General features: G+C 72.2%; 19 protein-coding genes. 10 read left to right on the top strand and 9 right to left on the bottom strand.

All coding sequences use genetic code 11. The features are described 5' to 3' along the window. Positions 1-30 precede the first annotated feature (30 nt). The 3 genes from proB to rfbA form a co-directional block, all read right to left on the bottom strand. Positions 31-1,137: a glutamate 5-kinase gene (proB, locus tag EV567_RS01925; RefSeq protein ID WP_130437535.1), complete on the bottom strand. Its 1,107-nt coding sequence runs from the start codon at positions 1,135-1,137 to the stop codon at positions 31-33. Positions 1,138-1,300: 163 nt separating this feature from the next. Then, positions 1,301-1,906, bottom strand: coding sequence for a dTDP-4-dehydrorhamnose 3,5-epimerase (gene rfbC / locus EV567_RS01920; RefSeq protein ID WP_403806902.1), 606 nt, complete (start codon positions 1,904-1,906; stop codon positions 1,301-1,303). 22 nt (positions 1,907-1,928) lie between these two features. Beyond that, complete coding sequence (rfbA, locus tag EV567_RS01915; protein WP_130436800.1) at positions 1,929-2,798, bottom strand: glucose-1-phosphate thymidylyltransferase RfbA; 870 nt, start codon at positions 2,796-2,798, stop codon at positions 1,929-1,931. 104 nt (positions 2,799-2,902) lie between these two features. Between rfbA and rfbB the strand changes: the two genes are divergently transcribed. The 9 genes from rfbB to EV567_RS01870 all read left to right on the top strand — a co-directional run bounded on the left by rfbB (position 2,903) and on the right by EV567_RS01870 (position 15,751). Next, positions 2,903-3,892, top strand: coding sequence for a dTDP-glucose 4,6-dehydratase (rfbB, locus tag EV567_RS01910; protein WP_130436799.1), 990 nt, complete (start codon positions 2,903-2,905; stop codon positions 3,890-3,892). Further along, a complete protein-coding gene (rfbD, locus tag EV567_RS01905) occupies positions 3,889-4,788 on the top strand; it encodes a dTDP-4-dehydrorhamnose reductase (protein ID WP_130436798.1) in 900 nt (299 codons plus the stop codon). Before rfbB ends, rfbD begins: the two co-directional genes overlap by 4 nt. Then, entirely contained in the window at positions 4,785-6,053 is a 1,269-nt protein-coding gene (locus tag EV567_RS01900; protein WP_130436797.1) for a lipopolysaccharide biosynthesis protein, read from the top strand. The genes rfbD and EV567_RS01900 overlap by 4 nt, the downstream gene beginning before the upstream one ends. Before the next feature lie 163 nt (positions 6,054-6,216). Then, positions 6,217-6,612 carry a DUF2304 domain-containing protein gene (locus EV567_RS01895; RefSeq protein WP_130436796.1) on the top strand — a complete coding sequence of 132 codons (396 nt, stop codon included), beginning with the start codon at positions 6,217-6,219 and terminating at the stop codon, positions 6,610-6,612. Then, a complete protein-coding gene (locus EV567_RS01890; protein ID WP_130436795.1) occupies positions 6,609-7,337 on the top strand; it encodes a glycosyltransferase family 2 protein in 729 nt (242 codons plus the stop codon). The genes EV567_RS01895 and EV567_RS01890 overlap by 4 nt, the downstream gene beginning before the upstream one ends. After that, positions 7,334-8,242 (top strand): glycosyltransferase, encoded by a 909-nt coding sequence (locus EV567_RS01885; RefSeq protein WP_242620643.1) that lies wholly within the window; start codon positions 7,334-7,336, stop codon positions 8,240-8,242. Before EV567_RS01890 ends, EV567_RS01885 begins: the two co-directional genes overlap by 4 nt. A 71-nt stretch (positions 8,243-8,313) precedes the next feature. Next, a complete protein-coding gene (locus tag EV567_RS01880) occupies positions 8,314-10,536 on the top strand; it encodes a bifunctional glycosyltransferase family 2 protein/CDP-glycerol:glycerophosphate glycerophosphotransferase (RefSeq protein ID WP_130436794.1) in 2,223 nt (740 codons plus the stop codon). A gap of 59 nt (positions 10,537-10,595) precedes the next feature. Next, complete coding sequence (locus EV567_RS01875) at positions 10,596-14,180, top strand: bifunctional glycosyltransferase/CDP-glycerol:glycerophosphate glycerophosphotransferase (protein WP_130436793.1); 3,585 nt, start codon at positions 10,596-10,598, stop codon at positions 14,178-14,180. Further along, entirely contained in the window at positions 14,177-15,751 is a 1,575-nt protein-coding gene (locus EV567_RS01870; protein ID WP_130436792.1) for a DUF6020 family protein, read from the top strand. Before EV567_RS01875 ends, EV567_RS01870 begins: the two co-directional genes overlap by 4 nt. Positions 15,752-15,812: 61 nt before the next feature. Here the strand turns inward: EV567_RS01870 and obgE are convergent, their stop codons facing one another. The 6 genes from obgE to EV567_RS01840 all read right to left on the bottom strand — a co-directional run bounded on the left by obgE (position 15,813) and on the right by EV567_RS01840 (position 24,528). Then, positions 15,813-17,249: a GTPase ObgE gene (obgE, locus tag EV567_RS01865; RefSeq protein ID WP_130436791.1), complete on the bottom strand. Its 1,437-nt coding sequence runs from the start codon at positions 17,247-17,249 to the stop codon at positions 15,813-15,815. A 108-nt stretch (positions 17,250-17,357) separates the two neighbouring features. After that, positions 17,358-17,612 (bottom strand): 50S ribosomal protein L27, encoded by a 255-nt coding sequence (gene rpmA, locus EV567_RS01860; RefSeq protein ID WP_130436790.1) that lies wholly within the window; start codon positions 17,610-17,612, stop codon positions 17,358-17,360. A 14-nt stretch (positions 17,613-17,626) separates the two neighbouring features. Then, the gene (gene rplU, locus EV567_RS01855; RefSeq protein ID WP_004931419.1) at positions 17,627-17,947 is read right to left on the bottom strand and encodes a 50S ribosomal protein L21; all 321 of its coding nucleotides are present in this window, start codon (positions 17,945-17,947) and stop codon (positions 17,627-17,629) included. 307 nt (positions 17,948-18,254) lie between these two features. Next, positions 18,255-22,508: a ribonuclease E/G gene (locus EV567_RS01850; RefSeq protein WP_130436789.1), complete on the bottom strand. Its 4,254-nt coding sequence runs from the start codon at positions 22,506-22,508 to the stop codon at positions 18,255-18,257. A 274-nt stretch (positions 22,509-22,782) separates the two neighbouring features. Further along, positions 22,783-23,547, bottom strand: coding sequence for a TIGR03936 family radical SAM-associated protein (locus EV567_RS01845; RefSeq protein ID WP_130436788.1), 765 nt, complete (start codon positions 23,545-23,547; stop codon positions 22,783-22,785). 48 nt (positions 23,548-23,595) lie between these two features. Then, positions 23,596-24,528, bottom strand: a complete 933-nt coding sequence (locus tag EV567_RS01840; RefSeq protein WP_130436787.1) for a hypothetical protein — start codon at positions 24,526-24,528, stop codon at positions 23,596-23,598. A gap of 197 nt (positions 24,529-24,725) precedes the next feature. Here EV567_RS01840 and EV567_RS01835 point away from each other — a divergent pair, with 197 nt between their 5' ends. Next, the gene (locus tag EV567_RS01835; protein ID WP_130436786.1) at positions 24,726-25,769 is read left to right on the top strand and encodes a hypothetical protein; all 1,044 of its coding nucleotides are present in this window, start codon (positions 24,726-24,728) and stop codon (positions 25,767-25,769) included. The last annotated feature ends 28 nt before the right edge of the window (positions 25,770-25,797 follow it).

Here is a 25,797-nt window from a genome sequence, read left to right as displayed (position 1 = left end):
AGGGGTCACCCGCGCCCCTCGTGGACCGGCTCAGGGATGGAGGATCACCAGGTCGTCCCGGTGGATGACCTCACGTTCGTACTCGGCGCCGAGTTCCCTCGCCAGTTCACGGGTGGAGCGGCCGATCAGAAGGGGGATCTCCCTCGCGTCGAAGTTGACGAGTCCCCGGGCGACCGCGTGCCCGGCGCCGTCGCGCAGTTCCACCGGGTCGCCCGCGCTGAACTCGCCGTCGACGCCGGCGATCCCGGCCGGCAGCAGCGACTTGCGCCGCTCGACGACCGCGCGCACCGCGCCGTCGTCCAGGGTGAGCGAGCCCTGCGGGGTGGAGGCGTGCTGGAGCCACAGCAGCCGGTCGGCGGAGCGCTTGCCGGTGGCGTGGAAGAAGGTGCCGGTGTCGCCGCCGGAGAGGGCGTCGGCCGCGTGGACGGCGCTGGTGAGGACGACGGGGATGCCGGCGGCGGCGGCGATCCGGGCGGCCTCGACCTTGGTGACCATGCCGCCGGTGCCGACGCCCGCCTTGCCGGCGCTGCCGATCTCGACGCCCTCCAGGTCGGCGGGCCCGCGCACCTCGGCGATCCGGGAGGTGCCCGGCCTTGCGGGGTCGCCGTCGTAGACGCCGTCGACGTCGGAGAGCAGGACCAGCAGGTCGGCGCGGACGAGGTGGGCGACGAGGGCGGCGAGACGGTCGTTGTCGCCGAAGCGGATCTCGTCGGTGGCGACGGTGTCGTTCTCGTTGACGATCGGGCACGCGCCCATCGCCAGCAGCTTGTCCAGGGTGCGTGAGGCGTTGCGGTGGTGGGCGCGTCGGCTCATGTCGTCGCTGGTCAGCAGCACCTGGCCGACGCGGACGCCGTAGCGGGCGAAGGAGGCGGTGTAGCGGGCGACGAGGAGGCCCTGGCCGACGCTGGCGGCGGCCTGCTGGCGGGCGAGGTCCTTGGGGCGGCGGCGCAGGCCCAGCGGGGCGAGGCCTGCCGCGATGGCGCCGGAGGAGACCAGGACGATCTCCCGCTCACCGCCGCTGCGTCCCTTGGCGAGGACGTCGACGAGCGCGTCCACGCGGTCGGCGTCCAGCCCGCCGGCGGCGGTCGTCAGCGAGGAGGACCCCACCTTGACGACGATCCTGCGGGCCTGCGCCACCTGCTGCCTTGCCACTGTCACCTGCGTCGTCCTCACTCGGCTGTCCCTGGCGCCGCGTGCTCCCCCGCCGCGGCGCTCGTCCGCAATCTACGTGAGCGGGGGGCGGCGCCGCCTTTCCGTTTCGCCGGTCGGACGGCCCCGGGGACAGCCGGAGGGGGCGGGCTCAGCCCCGGTTCGCCAGGGAGGCCCGGAAGGCCACGCACTCCTCGTACACCGGCAGGATCCCCGCCTCGCGGGCCTCGGCCAGCGTCGGGCCCTCGGCGTCCTTGGCGGACAGCTCGGGCACGCCCTCGACCGGCCACTCGACGCCGATCGCCGGGTCGAGCGGGTGCACGGTGCGCTCGCGCTGCGGCGCGTAGCCCTCGGAGCACAGGTAGGTGACGGTGGCGTCGTCGGTGAGCGCGCAGAAGCCGTGGCCGAGGCCCTCGGAGAGGTAGACGGCCTTGCGGTCCTGGTCGTCGAGGCGGACCGTCTCCCAGCGGCCGAAGGTCGGCGAGCCGACCCGGACGTCGACGATCACGTCGAGGACGGCGCCGCGGACGCAGGTCACGTACTTGGCCTGGCCGGGCGGCACGTCGGCGAAGTGGATGCCGCGCACGACGCCGGCCGCGGAGACGGAGAGGTTGCCCTGCTTCAGGTCGAGCGGGTGGCCGACGGCCTCCTCCATGCGCTCGGCCTTGTACCACTCCAGGAAGAGGCCGCGGGCGTCCCCGTGCTGCTGGGGGACGAACTCCCAGGCGCCCTCGATGCCAAGGGGGTTCACCTTCATCGGAACCGTTTCCGTTTCTCTCTCAGGCCTCGTGGGCGAGCAGGTCGAGCAGGTAGTCGCCGTAGCCGCTCTTGGTCAGCGGCTCGGCGAGCGCGCGCAGGCGGTCGTCGCCGATGAACCCGGCGCGCCAGGCGGCCTCCTCCAGGCAGCCGATCTTCATGCCCTGGCGCTCCTCGACCACCCGGACGTACTCGGAGGCCTGGACGAGGGACTGGAAGGTGCCGGTGTCGAGCCAGACGGTGCCGCGGTCGAGGACCGAGACCTGGAGCTCGCCGCGGTCGAGGTAGTACTTGTTGACGTCGGTGATCTCCAGCTCGCCGCGGCCGCTCGGCTTGAGGCCCTTGGCGATCTCGACGACCCGGCTGTCGTAGAAGTAGAGGCCCGGGACGGCGTAGCGGGACTTGGGGTTCTTCGGCTTCTCCTCGATGGAGCGGGCGCGGCCCTGCTCGTCGAAGTCGACGACGCCGTAGGCCGTCGGGTCGGAGACGGCGTGGGCGAAGACCACACCGCCCTCGGGGTCGCTGTAGCGGGCGAGCTGCCGGCCGAGGCCGTAGCCGTGGAAGATGTTGTCGCCGAGGATCAGCGCGACGGCCTCGTCGCCGATGAAGTCCTCGCCGATGACGAAGGCCTCGGCGATGCCGTTGGGGTGTTCCTGCGTGGCGAACTCGATGTTCAGGCCCCAGTCGGACCCGTCGCCCAGGAGCCGTTCGAACTGGGGTCGCTCGGCCGGTCCGGTGATGATCAGGATGTCCCGCAGTCCCGCCATCACCAGGGTGGAGAGCGGGTAATAGATCATCGGCTTGTCGAAGACCGGCATCAGTTGCTTCGACACCGCACGGGTGATCGGCCACAGTCGGGAACCGGTACCACCGGCGAGCAGAATTCCACGCATGGGCCCGCAGCCTACGGCAGGGTACGGACCGCTCCCGCCACCCCCGCCGTGAAAAGGGCCACTGCACAGCGCGTGATACGGCGGGCTATAGAATGTGGGCTCTTATGAAGATTCTTGTCACCGGCGGTGCCGGGTTCATCGGTTCACAGTTCGTACGGGCGCTGCTCCTCGGCGAGCTGCCCTCGGGCGAGGGCGCCCAGGTCACCGTCCTGGACAACCTGACCTACTCCGGCAACGAGGAGAACCTCGCCCCCGTCGCCGGCAAGGACGGGTACACCTTCGTCCACGGCGACATCCGCGACTTCGCCACCGTCGACGACGTGATGCGCGGCCAGGACGCGGTGGTGCACTTCGCCGCCGAGTCCCACGTGGACCGCTCCATCGCGGACTCCTCCCCGTTCGTGACGACCAACGTGCTGGGCACCCAGGTCCTCCTGGACGCCGCCAAGCGCCACGGGGTGGGCCGGTTCGTCCACGTGTCCACGGACGAGGTCTACGGCTCGATCTCCGAGGGCTCGTGGACCGAGGACTGGCCGCTGGCGCCGAACTCGCCGTACTCGGCCTCGAAGGCCGGCTCGGACCTGCTGGCACTGTCGTACCACCGCACGCACGGCATGGACGTCGTGGTGACCCGCTGCTCCAACAACTACGGGCAGTACCACTTCCCCGAGAAGATGATCCCGCTGTTCACCACGAACCTGCTGGACGGCAAGAAGGTCCCGCTGTACGGCGAGGGCCTGAACGTGCGGGACTGGCTGCACGTCTCCGACCACTGCCGGGGCATCGAGATGGTGCTGCGGGGCGGCCGGGCCGGCGAGGTCTACCACATCGGCGGCGGCACCGAGGTCACCAACAAGGAGCTCACCGGTCTGCTCCTGGACGCCTGCGGGGCGGGCTGGGACATGGTCGAGCACGTCGCCGACCGCAAGGGCCACGACCTGCGCTACTCCCTGTCGATCGCGAAGATCAAGGAGGAGCTGGGCTACACGCCGCTCGTCACCTTCGAGCAGGGTCTCGCCGACACCGTCCAGTGGTACCGCGACAACCGCGCCTGGTGGGAGCCGCTCAAGGCGAAGGCGGCGCTTCCCGCATGACCCGCTGGCTGATCACCGGCGCGGGCGGCATGCTCGGCCGGGACCTGACCGACGTGCTCGTGGGGCGCGGGGCCGAGGTCACCGCGTCGACCCGGCAGGAGCTGGACGTCACCGACGCCGCAGCGGTGCGGGCGGCGGTGGCGGGCCACGACGTCGTGGTGAACGCGGCCGCGTGGACCGACGTGGACGGGGCGGAGGCCGACGAGGCCGCGGCGACCCGGATCAACGGCGAGGGCCCGCGGGTGCTCGCCGAAGCGTGCGCGGCCGACGGCGCCGCGCTGATCCAGGTCTCCACCGACTACGTCTTCCCGGGCGACGCCGCCGAGCCGTACCCGCACGACGCCCCGACCTCGCCGGTGAACGCCTACGGGCGGGGCAAGCTCGTGGGCGAGGAGGCGGTGACCGGGCTGCTGCCCGAGCGCGGCTATGTGGTGCGCACGGCCTGGCTGTACGGCGCGCACGGAGGCAACTTCGTCGCGACGATGCTGAAGCTGGCCGGGCAGCGCGAGACCCTGGACGTGGTCGACGACCAGCGGGGTCAGCCGACCTGGACCGTGGCGCTCGCCCGGCAGATCGCGGACCTGGGCGAGGCGGCCGTGGCCGGCCGGGCCCCGGCCGGCGTCTACCACGGCACCGCGTCCGGCACGGGCACCTGGTTCGACCTGGCGCGTGCGGCGTTCGAGCTGACGGGTCTGGACCCGGAGCGGGTGCGCCCGACGACCTCGGAGAAGTTCGTACGGCCGGCCCGCCGGCCCGCGTACAGCGTGCTGGCGCACGACCGGTGGGCCGAGGCGGGCGTCGCGGTCCAGCCGGAGTGGCGCGAGCAGCTCGCCGAGGCGCTGAAGGTCATCGCTCCCGGCGGGCGGACGGACGCTCCTGGGCGGACCGGCGCGTGAGTCTCCTCGACCGCATCGCCACGGCGCTGCCGCAGGGCACCGCGTTCGTCGGCGCCGGGACGGCGCTGCTCGGCGTGGCGAGCTACATCCATCTCGCGGCGGCGGGCCACTCGCTGCCCGTCGACGGGATGGCGAGCTTCTCGGTCCTGTGGACGGTGGTGTCCTCCATAGGCCTGGGGCTGTTCTTCCCGGTCGAGCAGGAGATCACCCGCCTGGTCGCCGCCCGGGTGGTGCACGGCGACGGGGCGCTGCCGGTGCTGCGGCGGGGCGCGGTGCTCTCCGCCTCCCTGCTCGCGGTGGTGCTGGTGCCGCTGGGCGTGTTCGCCCGGCCGGTCGCCGAGCTGTTCTTCCACGGCGACACCGGCATGGTCCTCGCGCTGGGCGGGGCGTTCACGGCGCTGGCCGTGGCGTATGTGACCCGGGGCGTCCTCGCGGGCCTGGGCCGGTTCCAGGCCTACGGGATGCAGCTGGGGCTGGACGGCGCGATGCGGATCGTGCTGCCGGCGGGGCTGGCGCTGTCCGGCGTCGACTCGGCGTTCGCCTTCGCGGCGGTGCTGACGGTGGCCCCGCTGCTCGCGGTGCTGGCGACGATCGGGCCGGTGGTCAAGGGCGCGCGGTCGGGGTCGGCGGCGCACTGGCGTGACCTGATCGAGCACCTGGGGCTGCTGGTCGGCTCCACGCTGCTGGCCCAGGTGCTGGTGAACATCGCGGTGATCAGCACCAAGCTGATCTCGACGGACGACGACGCGCTGGTCGCGGCGCTGCTGTCGGCGCTGGTCCTGGCGCGGGTGCCGCTGTTCGTGTTCGGCGCCTTCCAGGTGTCGCTGCTCGCGGGGCTGTCGTCGGCGGCGGCCGAGGGCGACACGCGGAAGTACCGCCGTCTGCTGCTGAAGGCGGCGTCGGTGACCGGCGGGCTCGGCGTGGCCGGGGGCATCGGCGCGGTGGCGCTCGGACCGGCTCTGCTGCCGGCGTTGTTCGGCGCGCCCGACGTGCTGGGGCCGGTCGACTTCGCCTGGCTGTCGCTCGGGACGACGCTCTACATGCTGGCGATGGTGCTGGGTCAGGCTCTGCTGACCAGCGGCGCCGCGCGGCTTCAGCTGGTGGCGTGGATCGTGGGGACGGCGGCCCTGGTGGCGGTCACGCTGAGTGCCCTTCCCCTGAGGACGCGGGTCGAGGTGGCGTACACGGCGGGGTCCTTCGCGGTGGTGGCCTTCATGACGCTCGTTGTCCGTGCTCGTGTAGGCTACCGTTCGTTGCACTCCTAAGAATGATCACCATTCTATCACTCTCCGTAAGCATTGCGACAAAATGTGACGGACAGTGGACTGCAGTCCGGCGGCCTCGTTCTGCGGCCGTCCGCCTCGGAATTCCCCTGGAAGAGTAGACAGGCCCCTTTCCAATGAGTCGTCCGATACACCGGAGTGCGGCATGAGTCTGTGGATGCTGACCTCGGTCACCGGAGTCCTTCTCGTCCTGTGCATCGTCGAGCTGCTGCGGCGGCGGAAGCTCAAGGAGAAGTACGCGTTCCTGTGGGTGATCACCGGTCTGGTGATCATCCCGCTCGGCTTCTTCCCCACCGGTCTGGACTCGGTGGCCCGCATGGTCGGAGTCCGCTCGGGCGTCAGCCTGATCCTGTTCCTGAGCGTGGCGTTCCTCTTCATCGTGTGCCTCCAGCTCAGCTGGGAGGTGGGTCACCTGGAGGAGGAGGGCCGCACGCTCTCCGAGGAAGTGGCCCTGCTCCGCATCGACGTCACGGAGCTGCGGTCCCGGCTCGCCGCACAGGAGACCCCGGCCGCATCCGCCGAACGGGGGAATCTGAAGTGATCGACGGCAAGCGCGTACTGATCATCATGCCGGCGTGGAACGAGGCCGAGGGCGTCGCCGACGTCATCAAGGAGACCTACACCACGCTGCCGGGAGTGGACGTACTCGTCGTCGACGACGGGTCCGCCGACAACACGGCCGTCGTCGCCAAGGCGGCCGGCGCCACCGTGATGAAGCTCCCGTACAACCTCGGCGTGGGTGGCGCGATGCGCGCCGGCTACAAGTTCGCGCACGACCGCGGCTACGACATCGCCATCCAGGTCGACGCCGACGGCCAGCACGACCCGCGCAACGTGCCCGAACTGCTGGACCGCCTGGAGACCGGCGCCGACCTGGTCATGGGCGCCCGGTTCGCCGGCACCGGCGAGTACGAGGCCCGCGGCCCGCGCCGCTGGGCGATGCTCGTGCTCGCCTTCTGGCTGTCGCGCATGGCGCGCACCAAGCTCACCGACGTCACCTCCGGCTTCCGCGCCTGCAACCGCGACCTGATCGACGCGTTCGCCCGCTGGTACCCGGTGGAGTACCTCGGCGACACCGTGGAGTCCACCATCGCCGTCCTGCGCGCCGGCTACCGCGTCGAGCAGGTGCCCGTCGCGATGCGCCCGCGGGTGACCGGCACCCCGAGCCAGTCGCCGTGGAAGGCCACCCTCTACCTCGGCCGCATCGGCATGATCCTGCTCCTCGCGTTCAGCCGCCGCTCCTCGCTCGGCAAGAAGGGCAAGTGAGCCAGGTGCAGACCCTCGACATCATGCTGCCGCACTACGGCGACACCGCCCTGATGCAGGCGGCCGTGCGCAGCGTGCTCGACCAGACCGACAAGGACTGGCGGCTCACCGTCGTCGACGACGGCCGCGAGGAGGGCGTACCCGAGTGGTTCGCCTCACTCGGCGACAGCCGGGTCCGCTACATGCGCAACGAGCGCAACCTCGGCATCACCGGCAACTTCCGCAAGTGCGTCGACCTGGTCGAGTCGACGCACTTCACCATGCTCGGCAGCGACGACCTGCTGCTGCCGACCTACGTCGAGACGATCCGCGCGGCCGTCGCGGCCGAACCGGACGCGGCGATCTACCAGCCGGGCGTCGAGGTCATAGACGAGAACGGCAACCCCTCCACCTCGCTGGGCGACGAGGTCAAACGGCGGCTGTACGCGCCGAAGAACCCCGACGGCGCCCGGCTGGTGCTCTCCGGCGAGCCGCTCGCCGCGAACCTCCTGGGCGGGAACTGGCTGTACTTCCCGTCGATCTGCTGGCGCGCCGACGCCGTCAAGCCGGTCGGCTTCCGCGAGGACCTCTCGGTCATCCAGGACCTCGCGATGATCATCGAGTTGATCAAGCGCGGCGAGAAGCTGGTCGTCGACCCGGCGCTCGCCTTCCGTTACCGACGTCACTCCGGCAGCCTCTCCTCGGCCGAGGCGGTGACCGGAGCCCGCTTCGGCGAGGCGGTACGGTTCTTCAACGAGGTCGCCGACGACCTCGACCGGCACGGCTGGCCCAAGGCCGCCCGCGCCGCCCGGCGGCACCTGTCCATGCGGCTGCACGCGCTGACCATGCTCCCCGGAGCCCTGCGTCACCGCCGTTCGGACGCCGTGCGCCGCCTGCTCGGGTATGCCCTGACCAGATCCGAGTGACGTCACGCGCGGGACGGGTTCCCGCCCCGCGGACCGCAAACCGCCGAACCCTTCCGAAAGTCCAAGCCCTGATGACTCCCACGCAAGCCGCAGAGCCGTCCCCCACTCCCCGGTTCAGCATCATCGTGCCGGCGTACGGAGTCGAGGCCTATCTGCGTGACTGCCTCGACTCCGTACTGAGCCAGTCGTTCCGGGACTTCGAGATCATCGCGGTCAACGACGCCTCGCCCGACGCCTGCGGCGAGATCATGGCCGAGTACGCGGACACCGACCCCCGTGTCGTGGCGGTGCAGCTCGAACAGAACGTGGGCCTGGGCCGGGCGCGGAACGCGGGCATGGAACGCGCCCGCGGCGAGTACCTCCTCTTCCTCGACAGCGACGACACGATGCTCCCCGGCTCGCTGCTCGCCGTCTCCCGCCGTCTCGAGGAGACCGGCGACCCCGAGCTGCTGGTCTTCGACTACGCCCGCACGTACTGGGACGGCCGGGTCAGCCCCAACGCCAAGCGCTCGGTGCTCACCGCGAGCCCCCGCGAGGCCGTGGGCCTCGACGGCAACCCCGAACTGCTCGAACTGCTCCAGGTCGCCTGGAACAAGGCCTACCGCCGTGACTTCGTCGAGCGCTGGGGCTTCGAGTACCCGACGGGTTACTACGAGGACACCCCCTGGACCTACCCGGTGCTGGTCGCCGCCGAGACCATCGCCGTCCTCGACCGGATCTGCGTCCACTACCGCCAGCGCCGCCAGGGCAGCATCCTGTCCTCCGCGAGCCGCAAGCACTTCGAGGTCTTCGACCAGTACGACCTGGTCTTCGCCTTCCTCGCCGAGCACCCCGAGTTCGAGCGCTGGCGGCCCGCGCTGTTCGAACGCATGACCTTCCACCTCGGAGTCATCGAGCGGATGCCGGGCCGGCTGCCCGCCGGGGCCCGCGCCGAGTTCCGCGCCCGCCGCCTCGAAGCCGAGCGGGCCCACCGCCCGGCCGGCTACCGCGAGCCCGAGAACAGCGGCGCCAAGGAAGCCGCACGCCGGCGCCGCCCCGCCGACCGGCTCCCGCGCCGGCTGCGCCCCGCCGCCCGCCGCGCCTACCGCGCCGCCCGCAAGCTGAAGAAGCCGGTCCGCCACGCCGTCCTGATGACCTATTACCGGGCCCAGCGGATGCTGCCGGTGCAGAAGGACACCGCCGTCTTCGCCGCCTACTGGAACGCCGACTACGCCTGCAACCCGGCGGCCATCCACCAGAAGCTGCGCGAACTCGCCCCCAAGGTCAAGAGCACCTGGGTGCTCAAGCCCGGCGCGCGCAACGCCCCGCCGCCCGGCACCGCCGTCGTGCACCCCGGCTCGTTCCAGTTCTGGCGCGCGATGGCCCGCAGCAAGTACTTCGTGAACAACGTGAACTTCCCCACCCTCGTGGTCAAGCGGCCGGGCCAGGTCTTCGTGCAGACCCACCACGGCACGCCGCTCAAGCGGATGGGCGTCGACCTGGTCGACTTCCCGCTCGGCCAGAAGGACCTGGAGATGGACACCCTGATGCAGCGGGTCGACCGCTGGGACTACAGCGTCTCCAGCAACCGCTTCACCACCGCCGTCTGGGACCGGGCCTACCCCTCCACCTACACCTCCCTCGACTACGGCTACCCGCGCAACGACGTGCTGGTGAACGCCCGCGACGAGGACCGGGCGCAGGCCCGCGCCGAACTCGGCATCGCCCCCGACGCCAAGGTCGTCCTGTACGCGCCGACGCACCGCGACTACATGGCCGTACCCCGCCCGCTGCTCGACGTGGAGCACTTCGCGCAGCAGCTCGGCGAGGGCTTCACCGTGCTGGTGCGCGCCCACTACTTCAACCTCGGCTCCGGCCCCGGCTCCGCCGAGGGATCCACCGTCGTCGACGTCAGCGCCCACCCCTCGGTGGAGCAGCTGTACCTCGCCGCCGACTGCCTGCTCACCGACTACTCGTCGCTGATGTTCGACTACGCGCTCCTCGACCGGCCGATCGTGCTCTTCGCGAACGACTGGGAGACCTACCGGGCCACCCGCGGCACGTACTTCGACATCCACGCCCAATCTCCCGGCCATGTGGCGGCAACCGAGACCGACCTCGTGGACGTCTTCCTCTCGGGGCGCTGGTGCGACGACACCTCCGCGAAGGCGCGGACCGAGTTCCGCCGGCGCCTGGGTGAGTTCGACGACGGCCGTGCCGCCGAACGTGTGGTACGCAGGGTCTTCCTGGACGACGAGGTCGACCCCCCTGCGGTGATCTCCCCGGAGCGTCCGAGCCGTCCGGCGCGGGGCTAGAGCTACCGTGTCCGGCAAGTCCGGTTGACGAACACCTGTAGAAAGGCGCAGTACCCCAGATGCCTCCCCGTCTGTCACTAGTCGTTCCCTCCTACAACGTGGAACTGTTCCTCGACGAGTGCCTGCAGTCGCTCGCGGACCAGACGTTCACCGACTGGGAGGCGATCGTCGTGGACGACGGCTCCAAGGACGGCAGCCTGGCGATCGCCGAAAGGTGGGCGCAGAGAGACGCCCGGTTCCGGGTCGTCGCACAGGAGAACCAGGGACTCGGGCCGGCCCGCAACACCGGTGTCGCCCACCTCACCGAGGGCACCGAGTTCCTCGCCTTCGTCGACAGCGACGACATCGTCCTGCCTGACGCCTACGAGCGGTGCATCGCCAGCCTGGAGGCGTCCGGCTCGGACTTCGTCAGCGGCAACGTCAACCTGCTCAAGGCCGGCGAGATCCTCGTCTCCCCGCTGCACGCCAAGCGACTGCGCACCGACCGCTCCCGCACCCACATCAGCCGCGACAAGGACCTCGTCTACGACCGCACCGCCTGGAACAAGGTCTTCCGCCGGTCGTTCTGGGACAAGCACGCCTTCCGGTTCCCCGGCATCCTCTACGAGGACGCGCCGGTCACCCTGCCCGCCCACTTCCTGGCCTCCGCGGTCGACGTGCTCAGCGAGCCGATCTACCTGTGGCGCCAGCGGACCGGCGGCGCGCCCTCCATCACCCAGCGCCGCACCGAGCCGGTCAACGTCCGCGACCGCATCCGCTCCTGCGACTCCGTGAGCCGGTTCCTCGCCTCCCAGCCGGGCGAGGCGTACGTCCAGCACAAGCGCTGGTACGACGAGATCTTCATCACCGACGAGCTGCCGCTGTTCATGGGCGTCCTGGACCAGGCCGGGGACGAGTTCCGCGACCTGTTCATGTCCGGCGCCGCCGACTTCCTCAGCCGCGTCGACCCCCGCGTCATGCCCCGGCTGCCCGTCTCGATGCGCCTGAAGTGCCACCTCATCCGCGAGGGCCGGCTCGACGAGCTCATGGAACTGCTCGCCTTCGAACGCGAGGCCGGCCGGGCCGTCCCGGTGGTCCGGCAGGGCCTGCGCTACCTCGCCGACTACCCGGTGATCGACAAGAAGCGCGCCGTGCCCCGCTCCGTGCTGCGCGTCGACTCCGACTTCGCCGCCCGGGCCCGCGCCGAGGAGATCGTCTGGCGCGACGGCCGGCTGCACATCGGCGGCCACTCCTACATCCGCAACCTGGCCGCCGAGCGGCCGCAGCCGACCACCCTGCGCGTGCTGATGCTGCGCGAGACCGGCAGCCGGCGCACCGTCCTGGTCCGCCCCACCCGCACCCAGGCCTCCCGCGCCACCCAGACCTCCGGTCAGTCGCTGCACAACTACGACTGGTCGGGCTTCTCCCTCGACCTGGACCCCGCGAAGCTCAAGGCCCGCGGCGGCTGGCGGGACGCCGTGTGGCGGGTCACCGTCGCCACCGTCCAGCAGGGCATCGTCCGCCACACCCGGCTCAAGGCCGGCGAGAGCGGCAGCGCCGAGAGCCCCGCCCCTTTCTGGGTCGACGACGACGTACGGGTCGTCCCGTTCGTCAACGACGACCACCTCTACCTGCGGGTCGAGCGGGTCCGCGCCAAGCTCACCGGCCACCGCGTCGAGGACGGCGTGCTGGAGCTGACCGGCGTCCTCGGCCACGAGGCCGCCACCGGCGGCGCGCCCCTCACCCTGCGCTTCAAGCACGGCTCGACCGAGGCGAAGCTGGAGTACCCGGTGGAGCGCACCCCCGGGAGGGGCTTCTCCCTGCGGGTGCCGCTCGCCGACCTCGACGTCGAGGGCCGCGACTCCGGGAACCTCGAGGTCGTGGACAAGTGGACGGCCGAACTGCTCGTCGGCGGCGCCAAGCGCGGGCACTCCGTGGCCGTCGACACCGACCGCGACGACCGCGCGCCCCAGCACCCGCTGCACCCGTTGCCCGGCGCACGGGTCGCCGAGTGGGGCGGCCGCGTCACCGCCGTCACCGACGACGGCGTGGGCCGGCTCGCGCTGCGCACCCAGCCCGTCCAGCCCATGGTCGGCGAGCTGTCCGTCACCCCCGAGGGCCGCGTCGTCCTCACCGGCACCCTGCCCGTGACCGTGGACGAGCCCGTCGAGATCGTGCTGCGGCACAGCCGGCACGCCGAGGAGCACTCCCACCCGGCCGGCGTCACCGACGGCACGTTCCACGCCGACTTCCTGCCCGTGCCCACCAGCATCAGCGAGGTGCCGCTGCGCCAGGGCCGCTGGTACCTGTTCGCCCGCACCACCCGCAGCCGCGTCGAGGTGCCGGTCCGCGTCGTGCCGTCCGCGCGCGCCGGCCTGCCCGTGCGCTTCGCCGTCCGCGGCCGCGACTACACCCTCACCCACCGCTTCTTCGACCGGCTGCTGATCGAGGCGGCCCCCGACCTGGGCCCGGAGGAGTTCGGCTGGTTCCGCCAGCGCCAGATGCGCACCGGCGTGTACGCGCAGGCCCGCACCGCGCCGTTGCGCGACACGGTCCTGTACGCCTCCTTCTCCGGCCGCCAGTTCTCCGACTCGCCGCGCGCCGTCTACGAGGAGCTGGTGCGCCAGGGCTCCGACCTGGAGCACATCTGGGTGGTCGAGGACCGCCGCGCCGAGATCCCGAAGGGCGTCAAGGTCATACGCCGGTGGAGCCGCGACTGGTACGAGGCGCTCGGCCGCAGCAGGTACATCGTCACCAACACCCACCTGCCGCACTGGATCCGGCGCCGTGAGGGCCAGGTCATCGTGCAGACCTGGCACGGCACCCCGCTGAAGCGGATCGGCCACGACATCGACAGCGTCCAGTTCGCGGACCGCAAGTACCTCTCCAAGGTCGCGGAGGAGACGCCGAGCTGGAGCTTCCTCGTCTCACCGAACCGCTTCTCCACCCCGATCATGAAGCGGGCGTTCCAGTACGACGGCGAGATCCTCGAGTCCGGCTACCCGCGCAACGACCTGCTGCTGTCCGACAAGACGCAGGACGTGGCCCGCGCCGTACGCGAGCGAATAGGCCTGCCCGAGGGCAAGAAGGTCGTGCTGTACGCGCCGACCTGGCGGGACGACCAGTTCTACCAGGCGGGCAATTACAAGTTCGATCTGCGGCTCGACGTGCAGAAGGCGCGCGAGCGCCTCGGCGACGACCACGTCCTCCTCATACGCAAGCACTCCAACATCGTCGACGCGGTGCCCGGCGCCGGTGACGGCTTCGTCTTCGACGTGTCCAGCTACCCGGACATCGCCGAGCTGTTCCTGATCACGGACGTCCTGGTCACCGACTACTCGTCGCTCATGTTCGACTTCGCGAACACGGGCCGTCCGATGCTGTTCTTCACCTACGACCTGGAGTACTACCGCGACCAGCTGCGTGGCTTCTACTTCGACTTCGAGAAGCGGGCTCCAGGCCCGCTCCTGCAGAGCTCCGACGAACTCATCGACGCGCTGGCCGGGATCGAGGGCATCAGCGCCTCGTACGCGGACGCCTACCGCGAGTTCAAGGAGGTGTTCTGCGACCTCGACGACGGGCATGCCGCCGAGCGGGTGATCACCCGGATGCTGGAGCTCGCGCACCCCGACCGACCCCCTCTTGAGCCCGCGGAGCAGCGTTGAAAGCAACGAGGATCCCCCTTGACCGAGAGCGTCTGAGAAAGCGTCTGGAGCGCATCCCGCCCGCACGACGGCTGCCGCTGGCCGTCTACGGCACCACTCAGGTGATCTTCCTGATCTGGTGGGCGGCCTTCTACCCGGGCGGGATGAGTTACGACTCCATCGCGTACGTGTGGCACGTCACCACCGGCCACTGGATGTCGAACCACTCGGTGGCCTACGACGCGCTGGTGTGGCTGTCTCTCAACACCACAGGCGATCTGGCACTGCTGACGTTCGCTCAGAGCGTCGCCATGGCGTCGGCCCTGGCCTACGTGGCGGTGACGCTGCGTAAGTTCGGAGTGCCGGGCAAGTGGAGCGCGGCGGCCACCGTCGCCTGTGCGGCGGTTCCGTCCATCGGCTCCTTCGTCATCTTCGTCTGGAAGGACGTGCCGTTCGTCATCGGCTCCGTCCTGGCGTTCGGCGCGGCCGGGCGGCTCGTGGTGCGCCGGATGCGCGGGGTGGACTCCGCGCGGGACAAGGCGTTCCGCAACGAGATCGCGGTGCTCTTCGCCGGCTTCCTGTGCATGGGCCTGTTCCGCAACAACGGTCTGCTCGTCGCGGTCATCGCAGCGCCGGTGCTGCTGCTGGTGCTGCCGAGGATGCGCAAGGCTCTGCTGGTCGCCACCGTGATTCCGGCGCTCACCGCCGGTCTGCTGCAGACCGTGATCTATCCGGCGATCGGCGTCATCACGCCGACGAAGGACCAGGTCTACGCGATGAACTACGCGGACATCGCGGTGGTCTACGGCAAGGCCCCCAAGACCTTCAGCAAGGCCGACACCGAGCTGATGTCGAAGGTGGCCCCGCTGTCGCACTGGGGCGGGAAGGCGGCCAACTGCTACAACGCCGACTGGGCGATGCGGCCGCCGATGAACCGCAAGAAGGCCGACGAGCTCAACAGCCAGCTGCTGGACCTGTGGATGCGGGTGCTGAAGCGGACGCCGGACCAGATGATCGCGGCGCGGCTGTGCCGCTCGCACATCGCCTGGTCGCCGTTCCCCGGCCCGGTCGACATGATGGGCCACACCCTGATCAGCCCGCCGTCCGTGCCGAAGAACCTGTTCGGCTGGGCGGACTGGAACGAGGAGATCAGGGACAGCTCCTACCGGCCGGTCCTGAAGATCCGCCCGCTCAACGACCAGCTGCACGACGTGGCGTTCTTCGTCTGGAAGGCCAGCAAGACGCCGCAGCTGCAGTGGCTGCTCTTCCGCGGCGGCACCTGGTGCTACGTGGCGTACGCGGTGCTCCTGACGTTCTCGCGCCGGCACCGCTCCTGGGCGCCGGTGGGCCTGATGTCGGTGACGCTGGCGCTGCAGCTGACGGTGGTGGCGGCCAACCCGGCGCCGCTGGCCCGCTACATGTTCGCGCCGATGTTCCTGGGCATCCTGACGCTGCCGCTGCTCGCCGCGAAGCCGCGCTTCGGCAAGCGGACCGACACCGACGCCGGGACCTCCGGCCCGTCCCGCAGGTCCGAGGACGAGGACGCGTCCTCCGCCGACGACCGGGACACCCAGCCGACGCCGGTCGCCTGACACGACGAAGGGTCCGCCCGCATCCCCTCGGGGGGTGCGGGCGGACCCTTCGCGCGTTCGCTCAGAAGGAGTCGAACTCGTCGAACTCCCGGTCCGCCTCGTCCCGTTCGGCCTGGCGGTCGCGGCGGCGCTGGGCGGCCGGGCGGGGGGCCTCGAAGCGGTGGTCCTCACCGCGCCGGCCGAGCATCTCCGCGCCGGTCGTCATGGACGGCTCCCAGTCGAAGACGACCGCGTTCTCCTCCGGCCCGATGGCCACGCCGTCCCCGGCGCGGGCGCCGGCCTTCATCAACTCATCCTCCACGCCGAGGCGGTTGAGCCGGTCGGCGAGGTAGCCGACGGCCTCGTCGTTGTTGAAGTCGGTCTGGCGCACCCAGCGTTCGGGCTTCTCGCCGCGGACGCGGTACAGGCCGTCCTCCTCCCGCGAGACGGTGAAGCCGGCGTCGTCGACCGCCTTGGGCCGGATGACGATGCGCGTCGCCTCCTCCTGCGGCTTGGCGGCCCGCGCCTGCCCCACCAGGTCGGCGAGGGCGAAGGACAGCTCCTTGAGCCCCATGTGCGCCACCGCGGACACCTCGAAGACGCGGTAGCCGCGCGCCTCCAGGTCCGGGCGCACCATCTCCGCGAGTTCCTTGCCGTCCGGCACGTCGATCTTGTTCAGGACGACGATGCGGGGACGGTCGCCGAGCCCGCCGTACTGCCGCAGCTCCTCCTCGATGACGTCGAGGTCGGAGGCGGGGTCGCGGTCGGACTCCAGCGTGGCGGTGTCCAGGACGTGCACGAGGACGCTGCACCGCTCGACATGGCGCAGGAACTCCAGGCCGAGGCCCCTGCCCTGACTCGCGCCCGGGATCAGACCGGGCACGTCGGCGATGGTGTAGACGGTCGAACCGGCGGTCACCACACCGAGGTTGGGCACCAGGGTCGTGAAGGGGTAGTCGGCGATCTTCGGCTTGGCCGCGGACAGCACGGAGATCAGCGACGACTTGCCTGCGCTCGGGTAGCCGACCAGCGCCACGTCGGCGACGGTCTTCAGCTCCAGGACGATGTCCTGGAGGTCACCCGGCTCGCCGAGCAGCGCGAAGCCGGGGGCCTTGCGCCGGGCGGAGGCGAGAGCGGCGTTGCCGAGGCCGCCCCGGCCGCCCTGTGCGGCGATGTACGACGTGCCGTGGCCGACGAGGTCGGCGAGGACGTTGCCCGCCTTGTCGAGGACGACGGTGCCGTCCGGCACGACGAGGACCAGGTCCTGGCCGTCCTTGCCGGAGCGGTTGCCGCCCTCGCCGGGCTTGCCGTTGGTCGCCTTGCGGTGCGGGGAGTGGTGGTACTCGAGCAGCGTGGTCACGGACTGGTCGACGGTGAGCACGACGTCACCGCCGCGCCCGCCGTTGCCGCCGTCCGGGCCGCCGAGCGGCTTGAACTTCTCCCGGTGGACGGAGGCACAGCCGTGACCTCCGTTACCCGCGGCGATGTGCAGCTCGACGCGGTCCACGAAGGTGGTCATGGTTCGGTGCCTCCAGAGAAAACGTACGTCTGTGTTGTGGTGTAACACGCGAAAGGCGGACCCGCCTTCCCGACCGGGAAGTGAGGTCCGCCTCGCGTAAGCGTCCGATCAGCCGACCGGGACGATGTTCACGACCTTGCGGCCGCGGTGGGTGCCGAACTCCACCGCGCCCGGCAGCAGCGCGAACAGCGTGTCGTCGCCGCCACGGCCGACGCCGGCGCCGGGGTGGAAGTGGGTGCCACGCTGGCGGACCAGGATCTCACCCGCGTTGACGACCTGACCGCCGAAGCGCTTCACGCCGAGCCGCTGGGCATTCGAGTCGCGACCGTTCCGGGTGGACGATGCGCCCTTCTTGTGTGCCATCTCTCCTCAGTCCCTTACTTCGCAGCCGCGGGGATCTCAGTGACCTTGATCGCCGTGTACTGCTGGCGGTGGCCCTGACGACGGCGGTAGCCGGTCTTGTTCTTGTAGCGCAGAATGTCGATCTTCTGGCCCTTGTGGTGGTCCACGACCTCGGCCTGGACCTTGATGCCGGCCAGCACCCACGGGTCGCTGGTCACAGCGTCGCCGTCGACAACGAGCAGGGTCGAGAGCTCGACCGTGTCGCCAACCTTGGCGGTGGAAATCTTGTCAACCTCAACGATGTCGCCGACAGCAACCTTGTGCTGGCGACCACCGCTGCGCACGATGGCGTACACGCGGATCTCACTCTCTCGCTCGGGAACGGCACCCCCGCAGTCCAGCCGCCGGGCGGAACGCCACGAGCGGACCTCTCCCGGCCGCCGAGGCACCCGGGAGGAAGAGGTTTACGGGGATGTGGCGCGCCACACGACACGCCGACGGTCAAGGTTACGGGGCGGCTGGTCAGGGGTCAAACCGGCCGAGTCCGGCCCCGGACGGCAAGGACGGGCGGGGCCGGACGGGAGCGCGCGGGGCCGGTGAACGCCGAGGGGCCCCGGGCGGGGGCCCCTCGGTTCAGCCCTTCACTGCTCGGCCCTCGCCGGCTCAGTCCTCGTCGGTCGTGGCCGACACCGAGGGCGTGGTGCGCCGCGCCGCCGCCGTCGTCTTCTTGGCCGTGGACTTCGCCGCCGCCTTCTTGGCCGTCGTCTTCTTCGCGGCCGTCTTCTTGGCGGCGGTCTTCTCCGCGGTGGCCGTCGCCTTCTTGGTGGCGGCCTTCTTCGCCGTGGCCTTCTTGGCGGTCTTGCGGGCCGCCTTCTTGGCCGGGGCCGCCGCGGTCTCGGCAGCCGGCTCGGCGGCCTCCGCAGCGACGGTCTCCGCCTCCGCGGCCTCCGTCCCGGCCGCCTCCGACGGGACGACCACGACGGCCGCCTCCTCGGACGCGGTGGGCGCGGTGGCCTTGCGCACGGCACGACGCCTCGGACGGGCCGGAGCGGCGCTCTCGGCGGCGACCGGCTCGGCCGGGGCCTCAGCGGCCTCGGCAGCGGCCTGCGCCGCCGGCTCGGGCTCCGCCGGGGCCTGCGCGGCCTCGGCGACCGTCACCACGGCGCTCTCCGCCCCCGCGGGCGACCCGGCAGGCGCGGACGCCTTACGGGTGGCACGGCGGCGCGTACGGCCCTTCGGCGCGGCCTCCTCGACGGCAGGAGCCTCTTCAGCCGGCGCTTCGGCGGTCGGGGCCTGGGCGGCGGCAGCCGCCTCGACGACCGGGTCCTCCGCGGCGATCGGCTCGGCCTGCGCCGTGACGGCCTCGGCCGGCAGCACCGGACGCTCGGCCTCCTGCTCGGCGGTGACGTCCTGCGCCGTGGGCACGGTCTTCCCGGACTCCTCGGAAGCGGCAGCCGCCCGCCTGACGTTGCCCCTCGGCGCGCCCGCCGGAGCGGACGCCCGGCGGCTCGCCCGACGCCGGCCGCGACCGCGCGTGGCGGCGGCCTCCGCCTCGGCGACGCTGCTGTACAGCTCCTCGTCGGGCGCGAAGTCGGGCGCCTCCAGGGCGACCGGCTCGGCGACCTCGGCGGCGACCTCGGCCTCGGACTCCGCGTCGGCGCCGGCCGGCAGGGCCTCCGCCTCGGTGGCCTCCGCGGTCACGGTCTCGTGCTCGTGCTCGTGGCCCTGTCCGTCGCCGCCGCGACCGCGCTTCTTGCGCTTGCCGCCGCCGCCGGAGGCCGACGGCTGGTCCAGGTGCACGATGACACCGCGCCCGTTGCAGTGGACGCAGGTCTCGGAGAACGACTCCAGCAGCCCCTGCCCGACCCGCTTACGGGTCATCTGCACGAGCCCCAGCGAGGTCACCTCGGCGACCTGGTGCTTCGTACGGTCCCGGCCCAGGCACTCCAGGAGGCGCCGCAGGACGAGGTCCCGGTTGGACTCCAGCACCATGTCGATGAAGTCGATCACGATGATGCCGCCGAGGTCGCGCAGCCGCAGCTGGCGCACGATCTCCTCGGCCGCCTCCAGGTTGTTCCTGGTGACCGTCTCCTCGAGGTTGCCGCCCTGACCGGTGAACTTGCCGGTGTTGACGTCGACGACGACCATCGCCTCGGTCCGGTCGATCACCAGCGAACCGCCGCTCGGCAGCCAGACCTTGCGGTCCAGCGCCTTGGCGAGCTGCTCGTCGATCCGGTAGGTGGCGAAGACATCGACCTCGGAGGTCCACTTCGACAGCCGCTCGGCCAGGTCCGGCGCGACGTGCGAGACGTACCCGTGGATCGTCGACCAGGCGTCGTCACCGCTGACGACGACCTTGGTGAAGTCCTCGTTGAAGATGTCCCGCACGACACGGACGGTCATGTCCGGCTCGCCGTAGAGCAGCGAGGGCGCACTGGAGCCGCCGTTCTTGGCCTTCTTCTGGATGTCCTCCCACTGCCCCTGGAGCCGCTCGACGTCCCGGCGCAGCTCCTCCTCGCTCGCGCCCTCGGCGGCGGTGCGCACGATGACGCCCGCGTCCTCGGGGACGATCTTCTTGAGGATGGTCTTCAGGCGGGCCCGCTCGGTGTCGGGCAGCTTGCGGCTGATGCCGGTCATCGAGCCCTCGGGCACGTACACGAGGTAGCGGCCCGGCAGGGAGACCTGGCTGGTGAGACGGGCGCCCTTGTGCCCGATCGGGTCCTTGGTGACCTGGACGAGGACCGACTGGCCCGACTTCAGGGCGGACTCGATACGGCGCGGCCCGTTGGCCATGCCCAGCGCCTCGAAGTTCACCTCGCCTGCGTACAGGACGGCGTTGCGGCCCTTGCCGATGTCGATGAAGGCGGCCTCCATCGACGGCAGCACGTTCTGGACCTTGCCCAGGTAGACGTTGCCGACGTACGAGGTCGACTGCTCCTTGTTGACGTAGTGCTCGACGAGCACGCCGTCCTCCAGGACGCCGATCTGCGTGCGGTCGCCGTGCTGGCGGACGACCATGACGCGCTCGACGGCCTCGCGGCGGGCGAGGAACTCCGCCTCGGTGATGATCGGCACGCGACGGCGGCCCTGCTCACGGCCTTCCCGGCGGCGCTGCTTCTTCGCCTCCAGGCGGGTCGAGCCCTTGATGGACTGCACCTCGTCGGACGGCTCGCCGGCCTTGCGCGGCTCACGGACCTTGACGACGGTGCGCTCCGGGTCGCCCTCGCCCGGCTCGGTGTCGGGGGAGCTGTCCCCGGCGCGACGGCGACGGCGGCGGCGACGGCGGCTGCCCGCGGTGGAGCCGGCGGCCTCGTCCCCCTCGTCGGCGTCCTCGTCGTCCTGCTCGGCGGTGTCCTCGGAGTCCTGCTCGGTCTGCTCGGCGGCCAGGTCGTCGGAGTCGGCGTCCCCGGACTCGCCGTCCGAGGCGTCACCGCGACGGCGACGGCGGCCGCCCCGGCGGCGACGGCGACGCGAGCCGCCCTCGTCGCCGTCGTCATCGCCCTCGGCCGCCTCGTCGGCGCCCTCCGCGGTCTCGGCCGACTCGTCGGCGTACTCGGGCTCGGGCTCCTCCGACTCCGTCTCGTCCTCGGCGGACGGCTTCACGGTCTCGGCGGCGGCCTGGGTGCTCGGGGCGCTCTGACGCGCGGTCTCGGCGGCCTCCTCGCCCTGGCCGGCTCCCCGGCGGCGACGACGGCGGCGCGCCCCGGTCTGCTCCTCCGAGGGCTCCTCGGTCCCGGCGGTCTGCGCGGGCTGGGCGGCCTCGACGGGCTCCACCTCGGCGGCCGCGGCTTCGGCGGCCGCGCGCTCCGGGGTCTGGAAGCGGGGCTCGGCGAAGACGGGCGCCTGGAACACGGCGACGGCGGGGCGGGCGGGGCGACGCGGCCCGTCGCCCTCGTCGCCGGCCGGACGCGCGGGCTCGGAGAAGCCGACGGCGGCCTTGCGGACCGCCCGGCGCCTCGGCCGGCGGGGAGCGGCGTCCTCGTCGGCCTGGGGGGCGGGTGCCTCGGCGGCGGTCGCGGCGGGCGTCTCGGCGGCGGTCGCGGCGGGCGTCTCGGCCTCAGGGGTCTCGACGGTCGCGGGGGTCGCGGTCTGCTCCTCGGCCGGCGTGGACGCCTGGCGCGTGGCACGGCGACGCGTACGACGCGGGGCGGCCTCTTCGGCGGGGGTCTGCTCGGCGGGGGCCTCTTCGGCAGCCGGGGTCTCGACGGCCTCGGGGGTCTCGACGGCCTGGGGGGTCTCGACCGGCGCGGCGGCCTCCGTCTCCTGCGGCGCTCCGGCGGGCGCGGAGGAGCGCCGGGTGGCACGACGACGGGTGCGGGGGGCGGGCGCGGCCTCGGCGGCGGGCTCCCCGGCGGTGTCGGCGGTCGCCTCGTCGGCGCGGCCGGCGGCCACGGCCTCCGTCGCCTCGGGGGCGGTGGCCGGAGTGGCCACGCGCCGCGTCGCGCGACGACGGGGGCGGGGCGGGGTGGCGTCTTCCGTCACGGCGGTCTCCTGTGCGGCGGCCTCCGCGACGGGCGCTGCCGCCTCGGCGGGAGCGATGGTCTCGGCGGTCACCACGGTCTGCGCCGCGTCCGGGGAACCGGCGGGCGCGGAGGCGCGGCGGGTGGCGCGACGGCGCGGCCGAGCGGGCTCGGCCTCGGCCGCCTCCGCGGCTTCTTCCGTCGCGTCGGTCCCGGCGGCTTCGACGGTCTCGACCGTCTCGTCGGTCTTCTCCTCGTCGATGTCGTCCGCCAGGTCGGCGGACGCGACGGCCGAGACGGCCGGCGCGACGGTCTCTGCCGGGGCGTCGGCGGAGCCGCCCACCGGCGGACCGGCGGGGCGGGAGGCGGCACGGCGCCGACGACGCGGCGGCAGGGTGTCGCTGGGGCTGTTGTTCTGTTCTTCGGAACCCTTGATGGGTTCGGTCGGCTCGAGCATGCGGGTGTGTCTCCCGTCAGGCTCCCGGGCGCCGCGCTGGTCCGGCGCCGATCAGGGATCGGTCGCCGTTGACGTCCGCGGCTCGCGCTGTGCGCGGTGCCGCCGTCCGGGGCGCGGCCGCCGCACGGGAGCTCTCTGTGTCCTGTCTCGCCGGTTCCGTACGCCGATTTGCCCACGGCCTGGCGAAAGTCTTCTGGTCGGTGCGCTGCCCGACCCAGGTGGCTCCCGAGTACGAGGGCGGCGCTACGACGTCCGTCCCTGTGCGGAACCTTCCTTACGCCGGCGCCTTCGCGGCGGCAGTCGCATCGGCCGTCGAACTGGCCCCGGCTGCCTCGCGGTCGGGCGCGAGCGGGTCGGTCACCGCGCCGGTCTCTTCATCGAACAGCCCCTGCGCCAGCCTGGTCACCGCTGCGGGGACCGGCGGCGCCAGGTCGGCCACGGCGCGGAGACCGGACAGGACGTCGTCGGGTCGTACGGCAGGCGTCACGTGCCGAACAACCAGCCGCAGTATCGCACAGGGCTGGTCGATAGGCCTATCAGCCTGGGGAAGGTGCGTTTCCAGCCGGACCACGGCGGAGCGGGCGTCGAAGGTGCGGACGCCGTTCTTGGTGCGGCGCTGGACCTCCACGGTGTCGGCCGTGTCGAACGCGGCCACCGCGCGCTCGGCGTCCGCGGGGTCCACGCCGTCCAGGCGCAGTTCCCACACGGAGGCCGTGAGCCGGTCGGCGAGGCCGGAGGTGCGGGCCTCGACCGCCTCGACGATGTCCAGCCCGTCGGGCATCGACTCGTCGAGCAGTTCACGCAGCTTCTGCGGGTCTCGCGCCTCGGTGAGCGCGATCTCCAGGTACTCCGCCTCACTGCCCGTGCCGGTGGGTGCGGCATTGGCGTACGACACCTTCGGGTGCGGCGTGAACCCCGCCGAGTACGCCATCGGCACCTCGGCACGGCGCAACGCGCGCTCGAAGGCGCGCTGGAAGTCACGGTGGCTGGTGAACCGGAGGCGGCCGCGCTTGGTGTAACGCAGTCGGATGCGCTGCACCGCGGGTGCGGGCGGCGGGCCTTCGGGCTGTCGCTTGCCCAGTGTCGTTCAGTCCTTCGTGAGAGCGGTCGTACTGCTACCAAGAGTACGTGCCCCGCGGGCCGAAGGTTCCCGGCGGCCGACGGTCTCGCGCCCGCGGGGTGCGCCGGGTCCCCCGAGGAACAGCCGGCGGACGTCGGCGCGGGCCTGCCGGGCGGACTCCCCCACGGCGCTCAGCGCCTGCCGCGCCGTGCGGCCGACCGCGCGGGCGGCCCGGGCGGCCGGGCGCAGCACCGCGTCGCGGACGACGTGCCCGACGGGCGTCAGCACCGTGCGGTACACCCAGCGCGCGGGCTCCACGAGGGTCCACCGCAGGAGAGCGCCGAGGAACCGTCCCACGGCGAGCGACACGTGGCCCGCGATCCGCCAGGCGTGTCCGAGGGCGTCCCGGATCTCCCGGCCGACGACGAGGAGGACCCGGCCCACGGGGACGAGGACCCAGCGGTGGAGGAAGAGCGCGGGCAGCACGAAGAGGATCCGCCCGGTCCAGTACAGGACCCAGCCGATCGCCCGCCCGACGGGGACGAGGACCCACTCGAGGAGCCGGCGGGCCGGAACCACGATCAGCCAGTGCGCGAGCCAGGCGAGGGCCCGGGCGACGGGGACGACGACGTGTGCGTGAAGCCACACCAGCGGCACGACCACCAGCACGCGGACGAGCCAGGCGAGGGCCCGGGCGACAGGGACGACGCCGTACCGCCACAGCCAGCCGAGCGGCCGGACGACGAGGACCTCGCCCAGCCACAGCAGGGCCCGGCCGCACGGCCACAGCACCGCGTCGCGCAGCAGGCGGCCGGCCACGACGAGCGCGTCCCAGGCCATCCGCACCGGCACGACCAGTACGAACGCGACGATCCGCACGGGCAGCCGGAGGGCGACGACGAGACACCCTTCGGGGTCCGGCCGTGCGGGCCGGTCCGCGGGCTTCTTCTGGAGGTCCATGCCCAGGTAGACGCCGTGGCCGCCGGTCCGGATGCGCTGTCGCCCGTCCGGATTCGCCCGGCGTCCACGGCGTTAGCCCGATACGTCGATTGTCGGCGCGTTCCGCCCCCGTAGGCACCCCTGCCTCCCGCGTTCCCGTCACGCTCGCACTCGGGTTCAGGGGAATCGCCCGAACCGGGAGAGCAAGGAGCACGAAGATGAGTCCTGTCCTCGGGACACCGCCCTCATGTCTCGGGCCGTCGGCACGCGCCGGGTTCAGGAAGGCGGGCCTGGCCGCCACCCTCGCGCTGCTGCTGGCGGCGGGCGCGGCCGGTCCGGCCGCCGCGACGACGGGGACCCCGGCGGGCCCCGCGACCGGCAGTGCGGTCACCACGGCGGTCACCCCGGCCGACGCCTGCCGGCCGACGGCACCGAGGCCGGCCCACGAGAAGCCCGGCCAGGCCAAGCCGTCCCCCCACAAGCCCCACCAGACCAAGCCGGGCCCGGCGAAGCCCGCCACGCAGAAGCCGGGCACCGCCGGACCGGCCGGCCACAGGCCGCACCAGACCAAGCCCGGCCCCGCGAAGCCCGCCACGCAGAAGCCGGGCAGCACGCAGTCCGTCTCCCACCGGCCGGGCCAGACCAAGCCGGGACCGGCCAAGCCCGCCGCGCACAGGCCCGGCACCGTGACAGCGGCCTCCCACAAGCCCGGCCGGACCAAGCCGGGCCCCGCCAAGCCCGCCTTCCACAAGCCGGTGGCCGCCCCTTCGCGGGGCGGGCGCGGTGACAAGGAGTGCAAGGACCCGAAGGGCGAGTACGGCCACGGACACGGGCAGACGGGTCCGGCCGCACCCGGCGGCGCGCGCGTCCCGTGCTCCGACATCGACGCCCTGCGGGCCGAGGCCGGCGTCGAGTACCGCGGCGTGCTGACCGGCGGACGCTACTACGCGGGCGTCCGAGACATCGCGGGCGACGGCGACCGCCCCATGCTGTGGACCGACCTCACCGGCAACAAGGGCTACCCGACCGGGAACAAGGGCGCCGGGCTTCCCTGCGCGGCCGCTGTGTCGGGGCTCGCGGAGACCGACACCGTCGCCTTCGACGTCCTCACCACCACCGGACGCGTCTACGAGATCACCTGCACCAGGGAGATCAACGACAGCGACGCGTCCATCCTCGACTGCACCGACCAGGTGTGGGCGGAAGTGTCCCTGCGCCCGAGGAAGGGCGCCCTGAACAGCGGGACCACCCCGGCGGCCTGACGCCGCGCCGGAATGCGAGAGGGGCGTC

It is taken from the genome of Streptomyces sp. BK239 (assembly GCF_004217285.1).
GTDB lineage: Bacteria > Actinomycetota > Actinomycetes > Streptomycetales > Streptomycetaceae > Streptomyces.
This window is presented reverse-complemented; position numbering and strand designations above follow the sequence as displayed.